At 55.0% G+C, this 10,528-nt stretch carries 11 protein-coding genes; 4 read left to right on the forward strand and 7 right to left on the reverse strand.

Annotation, left to right across the window (positions count from 1 at the left end):
• Positions 1 to 9: 9 nt before the first annotated feature.
• Positions 10 to 915, reverse strand: coding sequence for an SGNH/GDSL hydrolase family protein (locus FHS21_RS07285; protein ID WP_112530723.1), 906 nt, complete (start codon positions 913 to 915; stop codon positions 10 to 12).
• A 264-nt stretch (positions 916 to 1,179) separates the two neighbouring features.
• On the opposite strand from FHS21_RS07285, the gene FHS21_RS07290 reads away from it, so the two are divergent.
• Positions 1,180 to 1,347: a hypothetical protein gene (locus FHS21_RS07290; protein ID WP_162701954.1), complete on the forward strand. Its 168-nt coding sequence runs from the start codon at positions 1,180 to 1,182 to the stop codon at positions 1,345 to 1,347.
• Between the two features lie 518 nt (positions 1,348 to 1,865).
• Here the strand turns inward: FHS21_RS07290 and FHS21_RS07295 are convergent.
• A complete protein-coding gene (locus FHS21_RS07295) occupies positions 1,866 to 2,579 on the reverse strand; it encodes an SDR family oxidoreductase (RefSeq protein ID WP_112530722.1) in 714 nt (237 codons plus the stop codon).
• Positions 2,580 to 2,843: 264 nt separating this feature from the next.
• Positions 2,844 to 3,293 carry a GatB/YqeY domain-containing protein gene (locus tag FHS21_RS07300; protein WP_112530721.1) on the reverse strand — a complete coding sequence of 150 codons (450 nt, stop codon included), beginning with the start codon at positions 3,291 to 3,293 and terminating at the stop codon, positions 2,844 to 2,846.
• 272 nt (positions 3,294 to 3,565) lie between these two features.
• Between FHS21_RS07300 and carA the strand changes: the two genes are divergently transcribed.
• On the forward strand, positions 3,566 to 4,810 hold the full coding sequence (gene carA / locus FHS21_RS07305; RefSeq protein ID WP_183661551.1) for a glutamine-hydrolyzing carbamoyl-phosphate synthase small subunit: 1,245 nt from the start codon (positions 3,566 to 3,568) through the stop codon (positions 4,808 to 4,810).
• Here carA and FHS21_RS07310 read toward each other — a convergent pair whose 3' ends face one another.
• Entirely contained in the window at positions 4,811 to 5,731 is a 921-nt protein-coding gene (locus FHS21_RS07310) for an aldo/keto reductase (protein WP_112530720.1), read from the reverse strand.
• Between the two features lie 83 nt (positions 5,732 to 5,814).
• On the opposite strand from FHS21_RS07310, the gene FHS21_RS07315 reads away from it, so the two are divergent.
• Positions 5,815 to 6,288 (forward strand): nuclear transport factor 2 family protein, encoded by a 474-nt coding sequence (locus FHS21_RS07315; protein WP_112530719.1) that lies wholly within the window; start codon positions 5,815 to 5,817, stop codon positions 6,286 to 6,288.
• Positions 6,289 to 6,294: 6 nt separating this feature from the next.
• On the opposite strand, the gene FHS21_RS07320 is transcribed toward FHS21_RS07315, so the two are convergent.
• Positions 6,295 to 7,566 (reverse strand): TCR/Tet family MFS transporter, encoded by a 1,272-nt coding sequence (locus FHS21_RS07320; protein ID WP_112530718.1) that lies wholly within the window; start codon positions 7,564 to 7,566, stop codon positions 6,295 to 6,297.
• A gap of 296 nt (positions 7,567 to 7,862) precedes the next feature.
• Positions 7,863 to 8,327 carry an Lrp/AsnC family transcriptional regulator gene (locus tag FHS21_RS07325; RefSeq protein ID WP_112530717.1) on the reverse strand — a complete coding sequence of 155 codons (465 nt, stop codon included), beginning with the start codon at positions 8,325 to 8,327 and terminating at the stop codon, positions 7,863 to 7,865.
• A gap of 147 nt (positions 8,328 to 8,474) precedes the next feature.
• Here FHS21_RS07325 and FHS21_RS07330 point away from each other — a divergent pair, with 147 nt between their 5' ends.
• On the forward strand, positions 8,475 to 9,197 hold the full coding sequence (locus FHS21_RS07330) for an aspartate/glutamate racemase family protein (RefSeq protein WP_112530716.1): 723 nt from the start codon (positions 8,475 to 8,477) through the stop codon (positions 9,195 to 9,197).
• A gap of 208 nt (positions 9,198 to 9,405) precedes the next feature.
• Here the strand turns inward: FHS21_RS07330 and ypfJ are convergent, their stop codons facing one another.
• Positions 9,406 to 10,335 (reverse strand): KPN_02809 family neutral zinc metallopeptidase, encoded by a 930-nt coding sequence (ypfJ, locus tag FHS21_RS07335; RefSeq protein ID WP_112530715.1) that lies wholly within the window; start codon positions 10,333 to 10,335, stop codon positions 9,406 to 9,408.
• Positions 10,336 to 10,528 lie beyond the last annotated feature (193 nt).

The raw sequence follows: 10,528 nt of genomic DNA on the forward strand, positions 1-10,528 counted from the left end.
GGTGAAGTGTCAGGACACGGCAAGAATTTGGTCGATTGCCGCATCGAATTTTTTTGCGATCTTCTTTGACGCTTTTTCGTTTGGGTGAAGTTCATCATGCCAATTGCCCTGGCAGCAATTTCTTGCATCGACAAGATGCACCTTTGCGGACGAATCCGCGACTCCCGCCAGCAATTCATAAAACCTGTCGACGGAGTACTTCACGATCTCTTTGGCGATATCGCTGTCCCAGGCGTATCCAAGTGCCTTAAACGGTTTGCCCAGCCATGGCCCGTTGTTGCGCGGATGCGCATAGTCATATCCCTGCAGCAGGACATGGGTGTAGCCGCTTGACCAGACGTTGACGTTTTTCACCATCTGTCTGTATCCGGCTTTGAGCCCGTTCAAGATTTGTTTGAATTCGCTATCCTTGATGTAGTCACGCGGATCACTTGAGCCTCCGCCTTGAGAAAAGCGCTTGACGTACTTGGCCAGACTCCCGCCTCCAAGGAAGTCGTTGCCGCCACCTGAAAATATGAAAAACTGCCTTTGTCCCCCCGAAATCGGTTGTTTGTATTGGGGCGGATTTCTTGTAATTTCCGCGAACGTATCGCCCGGAAAACCAATATTAAGTGTGTCGTACTTTGCGGTATCTTTTGCGAGGGCGTTAACAAAGGTCATTTCGTATCCCAACGCGCTTGACTCGGGCCAGAGGATGTTGATCCAAGAATCTCCCTCGGCAAGAATCTTTATCCTGCCTCCCACCGACATTGTTGTTACGAGCTGCTCCGCAAGCGTTATGCGCCGCATTGTCCTAACGGCATCAGATGCCGAAACGCCCTTCCGCGGCGTGATCTTGAACACGAGAGCATTTTTTGGATCTGGCTCCATCTTGAAAGCCGACTTGAAATCAAGATGAGCAGCGGTTTTAGCCATGATAGTCTCCCCAAAAGCTGGCGCACCAATGACAATCCGAGGTGGACGATATGCCGTCACGGACCATTCCGCCATAACCACAACGGAAATTGAGTGAAGCTAAAGGCAAGAAGGACGATATATTGGGCTTCTCTTAGTGTCTGCAGATTCCCGAAACGCTCAAACCTTTGGTCTGCGCCGAGCATAATTCCCGCTTCACGGCATCATGAACAAAATGCCACATTTTCCTGACAATATACCTGATTGAAACAAGGTTGAGTGACCATGAAGCGCAAGTCAAAATCCCCGGAAAGCCCCCTGGACAAACACACTGTGGAAGAGCTGGAATTTCAGGAGCGTCTGATTATCAAGTACATGAAGGAGGGCATGACGCGCGAGGAAGCGGCAATGCAGGCGCTCGCCGATTTGCGGGAGAAAATGGATCGGCGCTGAACCAACGTATATTGTGACCGACTTGCTGAACCTATGTTAGGATAGCTTTCAACTATTTTGAGCCTCCAATTCAGGAGCAAACGATGAGAAAATCAGGAACAATCTTATTAACGTTGGCTTTGGCCGCTATGTTGGCGTCCGGCTCGGCAACCATATCGATGGCGCACGGCAAAACTTATGGCGCTCACAAATACCACGTGCATCGCGTTGACGGCCTCTGGCGTGCGAATGGTTATTGGTACCCACAATTTAAAGACTGCTATTTCCCGTACCGCTACGATCTTCCCGTCTATTGCGACGAATCCACTCAACGCTTTTCGAAGCGGAACGAGTGGGGACGGGGCACAAGGTTTATCAGAAAGTAAGGTAGAGCCGATTGGGTCGGCAGTTCATCGCCTTCGGATCGTACACCAGCAAGTGTCACACGAGGCGATGAACTTGCCTATTGCAGAATCTCTTTCACGATGCTGCTGGCTTTGCTGAAATCCATCTGGCCGGCATATCGTTCCTTGAGCACGTTAGGCGATTTCAGGAGGATTGAAATAGACTGCATCCTTGCTAGACAGGCTATTTTTGACCTGTTTGGTGAAGTCATCCACGAGCACTTCATCACTGTTCGTTTCGACACCGATCAACGCAGCTTCAGCCACCTCATTTGGATGGATTTTTTTCATCTCAAACCCATGGGTCATGCCGGTATCCATAAAACTGACGTGAACCCCGACAACCGCCGTTTTTTGACCTTTCAGTTCAATGCGCAAGGCATTGGTGAAGCTCCATGCCGCGGATTTTGAAGCGGAGTATGCAGCGAGCAGAGGGCGGGAGAACCATGCAGAATCGGACAAGACATTCACGATCGCACCACCGCCATTCGTGGCGAGGATGGGTGCAAATGCCTGGGTGACGGCTATCATTCCATAAAAGTTGATTTCGAAGATTTCTCGCACGTCCGTGATCATTTGAGGATCGAGGACGCTGTTGGTCAGACGAGCGATACCCGCGTTGTTTATCAGCAACGTTGTATCTTCGCAGCGCTTTGCCGCCGCCGCTATCGAAGCGCTATCCGTGACGTCGAGTTTGATCTGAATAATGTCTGGCGTGTCGGTATCAGCCGGAGTGCGGACGCCAGCATAAACTTTCTTTGCGCCGAGCCTGAGCGCCTCCGTAGCGAAAGCCAAACCAAGACCACGGTTAGCCCCAGTTACAAAAACAACGGAATCTTTGATGCGCATTTCTTGTCTCCCTGGCTTATAAAACTGAAGTCAGCACATGGCGCGAAATCTGGTCATTTCATGCAAATCTTCCGGCAACGGCAGGACGAACCCTGCAGACAAGAGGTGAGTGCTAGGGTTGGATGCCTGAAGGTGCGGGCCGTGATGCTGCTAGTTACCCGGTCTGAGCGGCATGGGCGGCACCATGGTCCCGGAAATGGCAAAGGGCAAGCGTGTTACGGTAATAGCCCTATTGCTTTCCAGTACGAGATGCCATGGACCTGTCTACTGCAGGATCTCTTTGACGATGCTGCTGGCTTTGCTGAAATCCATCTGGCCGGCATATCTTTCTTTCAGCACATTCATGCTCTTGCCCATGTCGCGCAGGCCGCTTGCACCGATTTCATCGACAACCTGCTTGGCCACATGGCGGATCTCCGCATCGCTCAACTGCTTCGGCATGAAGTCGCGAATGATCTCGATTTCCGCACGTTCCTGCGTGGCGAGTTCCGAACGATTGCCCTCTTCATAAAGCTTTGCCGACTCTTCGCGCTGCTTGATCATTTTGGCAAGAATGGAGCTTATATCGTCATTGGTTGCGGGTTCCTTGCCCGAACCCCGGTTGAGAATATCGCGATCCTTGATGGCGGACATGATCAGGCGCAGCGTCGGCACGCGGCGCTTGTCTTGTGCTTTGATGGCTGTGGTCAGTGCCGCTGCGATGGTATCGCGCATATCTAAAGCCTCCTGGTTCCGCGCACCCTAATGTTGACGGCGAACAAAGACAATGATCGCGAAATACCGATGCTGGCATGATTCCGCGAAGAGTCCTTGTGTCGCAATTGACGTTGAGCGCGGCTTTGTTTATGGACTGGGTCTTAGCCAGACATTTTGTTGTTGCTGCGGTGGGGAGCCAAGTCACCACCGCGTTCAGCCATGTCATATGGAACGTTGGACGGCGTTTTTCAACGCCGTCAACGACGCAAGCCCACGTTCAGGAGTGCCGCATGACCACCAACACAACGACAGACGCCGGTACATCGTCAAAGACCGCGGGCTGGACTGAATTCAAGCCGACGGCATTGCTGGTTCTGGCCGATGGCACCGTCATCGAAGGCAAGGGCCTTGGCGCGACTGGCAGCTGCGAAGCGGAAGTCTGCTTCAACACCGCGCTTACCGGCTACGAAGAAATTCTCACCGATCCGTCCTATGCCGGCCAGATCGTTACCTTCACCTTTCCTCATATCGGCAATGTCGGCACCAACAAGGAAGACATCGAGGATCTGACGCCGGCCAATCGCGCCGGTGCGGTTGGCGCAATCTTCAAGGCCGACGTTACCGCGCCTTCGAGCTATCGCGCTGCCGACCACCTGGATCATTGGCTGAAAGCGCGCGGCGTTATTGCTCTGGCTGGCGTCGACACGCGTGCCCTGACAGTTCTCATCCGCGAGAAGGGGATGCCGAACGCGGTGATTGCCCATGATCCGGACGGCACGTTCGATATTCCAGCGCTGAAAAAGCGCGCCGCAGCGTGGCATGGCCTGCTTGACCTCGATCTCGCCAAAGATGTCACGTCGGGGCAGAGTTCCGTTTGGACCGAGAAGCCATGGGTGTGGAACGAAGGTTTTGACGAGCAGACGGCACCGGAATTCCACGTTGTCGCCATCGACTACGGCATCAAGCGCAATATCCTGCGGCTCATCGCCGGTCTTGGTGCAAAAGTCACTATTCTCCCGGCTTCGGCAACCGCCGAAGACGTTCTGGCCCATAAACCGGATGGCATCTTCCTCTCCAATGGACCAGGTGATCCGGCGGCGACCGGCAAATACGCGGTTCCTGCCATCAAGGAGCTTATCAAGACCGACATTCCGGTCTTCGGCATCTGCCTCGGTCACCAGATGCTGGCGCTCGCCCTTGGCGGCGATACCAAGAAGATGCACCAGGGCCATCACGGCGCCAACCATCCGGTGCGAGACGACACGACGGGCAAGGTCGAGATCGTTTCGATGAACCACGGCTTTGCCGTCGATGCCGAATCCTTTCCGGATGGCGTCGAGGAAACCCACATCTCACTGTTCGACGGCAGCAATTGCGGCCTGCGTGTTGTCGGTCGTCCGGTCTTTTCAGTGCAGCATCACCCCGAAGCGTCACCCGGTCCGCAGGACTCGCATTATCTGTTCCGTCGGTTCTTCAACCTGATCCGGGAGAGCAAGGGCATGGAGACACTGCCCGAACGCGATCACGCCGCCTGATCAGGCGACGTCGTGACCGGTACTGGCCTTTAAAATCGCAAACCACTGCTGGCGATCGAGCTCGATATCCAGCGCAGATCTCATCGCGGTCAGCCGCTCGACCTTGAGACTGCCAAGAACCGGGATCAGCCGCGCTGGATGGCGCAACAGCCATGCGATCGCTATCGCCGATATGTCGGCTCCGCCGATTTCGTCTGCAACTGCATTCAAAGCCTCACGCACGCGTTGTTCCTGCACCCCATCGCCCGTGAACAGACTACCGCCACCCAGCGGAGACCAGATCATCGGCACATAGCGCAGGCGTTGTGCGTGATCGAGACCGCCGTCCGAAAGCGGCATGGTATTCAGGACTGACATCTCGATCTGGTTGGTAACCAAGGGGAAGGGCAATCGCGAAGCCAGCAGATCGAACTGCGAAGGCGAAAAATTGGAGACGCCGACTGCTCTCACCTTTCCCGCCTTGACGATAGCCTCAAGCGCTGCCGCTGTTGCATCCGCATACATCAACGGATCGGGACGATGGATAAGCAATAGATCGATATAGTCCGTATGCAGGTTCGTGAGTGAACGATCCACTGAGGCTTTGATATGTGCGGCACTCGTATCGTAGTGCTTGATCCGGTTATCGGGCCGTGCATCCGACTTCAGCATGATATCGCATTTGGTAACGAGTTCGAATGCTTCGCGCTTGCCGGCCCAGCGCTTGAGGCCGGCACCGAACGCTTCCTCAACACCGTAATTTCCATAAATATCCGCGTGATCGAAACTCGTCATGCCAAGATCGATCGCCGCAGCGATCAGCCTCGCCACGCCGCCCGCGTCGGGCTTTTCCGGTTCGTTCAGCAGGCGCCAGGCACCTAGAACCAGCCGGGACAGGGTCAGGCCGCGGGCATTGAGTGCAATACGCTTTTCATAGGACATGGAAAAAACACCTCGGTTGGAATAATCATTGCCTCGATCAGTTACGTGCGACGCACGGAACGTAAAAATGAGGAGTATCGACCATGTCGGAACAGCGCCCGCCCCTACCTCCATTTACGCACGAAACCGCGGTGCAAAAAGTCCGTGGCGCGGAGGACGGCTGGAACAGCCGCAGCCCCGAACGCGTATCGCTGGCATATACGATCGACAGCTATTGGCGCAATCGTGCAGAGTTTGTCGAGGGACGCGAGGCAATTGTGGCTTTCCTCACGCGCAAGTGGAATCGTGAACTCGATTACCGGCTGATCAAGGAGCTTTGGGCATTCACTGACAACCGAATCGCCGTTCGCTTCGCTTACGAATACCACGATGATTCCGGCAATTGGTTTCGCGCCTACGGTAATGAAAACTGGGAATTCGACGAAAACGGCCTGATGCAAAAACGGTTTGCTTGCATCAACGACCTCCCGATCAAGGAATCCGAACGCAAGTTTCATTGGGACCGCTCCGGACCACGTCCAGCCGATCATCCCGGCCTGTCAGACCTCGGACTATAAAACTGCTTATCCGGCCTCGTTCTGGGCCAACGCACCCGGAACGAGAACCTCGTCTTTGGCCAGCGATGGCTTTTCGACGCGCAGCACGAAAACAATCAGGGCGATCAGCACAAAAATCCCGCCAAGTACGTAGGGCGCGCCGCTAAAGGTGATGGATGCGCCTGGCGCGGTGAAGATCGCGAATATCTGCGTGAAGATCAGCGGCCCGATGATATTCGTTATGCTGAAGAGGCTCGTCATCGCCCCCTGCAACTCGCCCTGCTCCGATGCGGGCACTTTTGCGGAGGCGATACTGCGCATGGCCGGGTCAGCGACGCCTTCAAGGCAGGTCGCAACAATCACCACATAGACCAGCCACCCCTGCCAGGCGCTGGCATAACCGAAGAAACCGAGTGCAGCGAAGGCGAGGCCGATGACGGCCGTTCGCCATTCGCCAAATCTCGACACGATGCGAGGCAAGACGAGCCCCATCACGATTGCCGCACACAGGCCGTAGATGCCAAGTGATATGCCGATATCGCTTTCGCTCCAGCCATAGCGGTAGCTGCCGACATAGGCCCATACCGCCGGATACGACATGTGTCCGAGGGTCAACATGAAAAACACGAGCCCGAGCCACAGAATGCCTGTGTGATTGCGCATCTGTTTCAGGGCGCCAAGCGGATTGGACCGCTTCCATTCGAATTTCCGGCGATCCTTCACGGCGAGCGTTTCGGGCAAAAGGAAATAAGCGGCGACAAAATTCAGGAACGAGATCAGCGCCGCCCCGTAAAACGGTATGCGGGGCCCAAACTCGCCGAGGAAGCCGCCGATGATCGGTCCAAGAATAAAACCAATGCCGAATGCAATGCCAAGCAGGCCGAAATTCTTTGCGCGGTTTTCGTCCGTGCTGACATCGGCGATATAGGCGGAGGCCGTGGAGTAACTGCCGCCGCTGATACCTGAAAGGATTCGGCCAATCAGCAGGATGGCGAAGTTTGGCGCGAGCGCGCAAATCAGATTGTCCAATGCGAAGGTGATAACCGACGTCAGCAATATTGGCCTGCGGCCGAACCGATCGCTCAGATTCCCGATCAGCGGCGCAAAAACAAACTGCATTCCGGCATAGGCGAAAAGCAGCCACCCGCCGTAAATTGCTGCATTCCCCACATCCGTGCCGGTCAGTTCCTCAAGATACTCGGGCAGAACTGGAACGATGATACCGATGCCGATGATATCCAGCAGCAGGATCATGAAGACGAGCGTCAGGCCGCGTTTGGCCAGGATAGGGTCAATCATCGGAAAACTCGCAACTGGCGTTTATGTCCGCGATTGCGCGGAAAATCGTTGTATTGCATAGGATAACGCGAAACAATCCGTGAACATGATCAGGAAATCCGCCATTCCGCCACCAGAAAGTGCATTCTGGGCAAAATCCTCCTGACAAACCCTGTCAGATTGTGCGCAATCAGAGGCTGGGGACTCAGGTCAGGCCGCGCCAAAAATGGTGGCTTTCGAGAACCGGTGCGGAGCATACAGTATGTGAGCACCGGAAGCGGAGAAAGACGCCTTTTGCAGGCCGGCATCACCTAAATCTAGCGGGCATAGTGCGTTGGGACCGCGGTCGTGGCTTTCAATGTTTCCATCGAAACGGAGGCGGATATATCGAAGAACTCGACCTTCTCCACAAGCGCCTTATAGATGTCGTCATAGGCTTCGACGCGTGGCAGTACCAGCTTCAGGATATAGTCGATCGTCCCGGTCATGCGATGCACTTCGACGATTTCGGGAATGTCGATGATCGCCGCGCGAAACTGTTCGAGCCAACCAGCGGAATGCCGGGCTGTACGCACGATCACGAACATCGTCGTCGGCAGGCCGGCATGTGCCCGATCCAGAAGCACAACGCGCCTGGCGATATAACCCTCGTCCTCCAGACGCTGAATGCGCCGCGAACAGGCCGAGATCGAAAGGCTTACCCTATCGGCCAGATCAGAAACGGCAAGCGACGCATTTTCCTGCAGCAAATTGAGAATCTTGCGATCACGATCATCGAGCATCTCGCCTCTCCAGCAATTTCTAAGCGCATTTAGTGAATTATACGCCCGGTTTTTGTCTGCCGGCAAGGAACTTCCACAAACTTTGCGGACACTCCGCGCCCATGCCGATTTATTATCCTGCCAGTAAATCAACTCAGGGAACTTGCAATGCGTACTATCGGACTGATCGGCGGAATGAGCTGGGAGAGCACGGCGGTCTATTACCGTCAGATCAACGAAATGGTCCGGACACGTGTGGGCGGTCTTGCCTCAGCCAAAATCGCCGTGCAATCGCTGGATTTCGCCGAAGTCGTCGCGTTGCAGAAAAGCGACCGCTGGGATGAAGCGGCAGCCCTTCTCGCCGACGCAGCGAAGCGACTTGAAGGCGCCGGTGCGGACTGCGTCCTAATCTGTACCAATACCATGCATCTGGTGGCCGATGCGGTTGCGGCGTCCGTCAATGTTCCGCTCATCGATATCAGGCATGAAACCGGCCGCACCCTGAAGGCATCCGGCAAAAAGCGGCCCCTGCTTCTCGCGACGCGCTACACAATGGAACACGGTTTTTACGCCGATTACATGCGGGACCATTTCGATATAGAGTTGATCGTGCCCAATGAGATTGACCGCGCCAAGGTGCATTCGGTGATCTTCGACGAACTTTGCTGCGGTGTCGTCAAGGATGATTCCCGTCACGCGTTGGAAAAGATCGTCCAGCGCGGCAAGGATGCCGGTGCCGACTGCGTCATTCTCGGTTGCACGGAAATCTGTCTGTCCCTGACCGACGACAATCTCGCTCTGCCGGTGTTCGATTCAACGACTATTCACTCAAACGCCGCCGTGGCGCATGCGTTAGGTTTGGATTTCATGAGTGAGCAGGACGCGGGCTAACGCTCTTATCTCCCCCCTTGTGGGGGAGAAAGCGATTTCAGCATCTTAGCCCTTGCTAAGTGCTAGAAATCGCCAGAGAGGGGATTTGCTTCACTGAATTACCCCCTCACTTGGATTTTCCAAGGATTTAGCAAGGAGGCTAAATCCAGGAAAATCCTTTCTCTCCCGCAAGGGGAGAGATAATCTTGCTGTTGAGGCTCATGCGAGCTCAAATATTTCCACTAAAAGTATCGCAGCTCTCGAGCTTGCCGCTGTCGAAACCGCGTTTGAACCAGTTGGCGCGTTGAGCTGACGTGCCGTGGTTGAAACTTTCCGGCACGACATAGCCCTGCGTCCTCCGCTGGATATTGTCATCACCGATCTGCTGGGCGGCATTGAGTGCCTCTTCAAGATCGCCAGCTTCAAGTATGCCTTGCTGCTTGGTGAAATGCCCCCAGATACCGGCGAAGCAATCCGCCTGAAGCTCGACGCGCACAGACATGGAATTCGCGTCGGCTTGGCTCATGTTCTGCCGCATCGCGTTGAATTTCGGCAGGACGCCGATGAGGTTCTGTACGTGGTGCCCTACTTCGTGCGCCAAGACATAGGCCTGCGCGAAATCCCCGGAAGCGCCGAATTTCTGTTCGAGTTCGTCATAGAAGCTCAAGTCGATATAGAGCTTCTTGTCGCCGGGGCAGTAGAATGGTCCCGACGCAGCGCTTGCAAAGCCACAGGCGGAGCGGACTTGGCCGCTGAACAACACCATGGTCGGAGCCGGATAAGTCTGCCCTTCGGCTTGGAAGATGCCACTCCAGACGTCCTCGGTTTCGGCAAGAACAGTGCGTGCGAACTGCGTCATTTGATCGTCGTTCTTGACCGATGTGTCGCCGCTTGGCGCTTGACTCTGGCCGGGCACCAGCTGGCCGCCGCCTTCACCGACCAGTATCTGCATCGGATCGATGCTCGTGCAGAATTTCAGGAAGAGGAAAATCGCGGCAAGTATGACGATACCGGAAAAGCCTCCCCCGCGCGCTGTGCGAAAGCCGGAACCACCTGGAAGTCGAAAGCCACCACCGCGGCCAATACCGCCGGGAAAACCACCGCCCTCGCCGCGTTGATCTTCAACATTGTCACTCTGCCTGCGGCCCTGCCAACGCATTTCCTGTCTCCCGGTTCTTGCATCGGCACAGACGTCGATGCGCTGTAGTTCCAACAGTATAGTGCGATATTTGTTTCACGCACGGTGCTATTTTTCAACGTGTAGCTGCAGTCGATAGATAATCAATTTTCGTGACTGATTAATGCACACGATATATCTGGCCGAAAACTGCTGCGAAAAACCGCAAAATCGC

Origin of the sequence: Phyllobacterium trifolii (assembly GCF_014192095.1) — a bacterium.
Classification (GTDB): domain Bacteria; phylum Pseudomonadota; class Alphaproteobacteria; order Rhizobiales; family Rhizobiaceae; genus Phyllobacterium; species Phyllobacterium trifolii.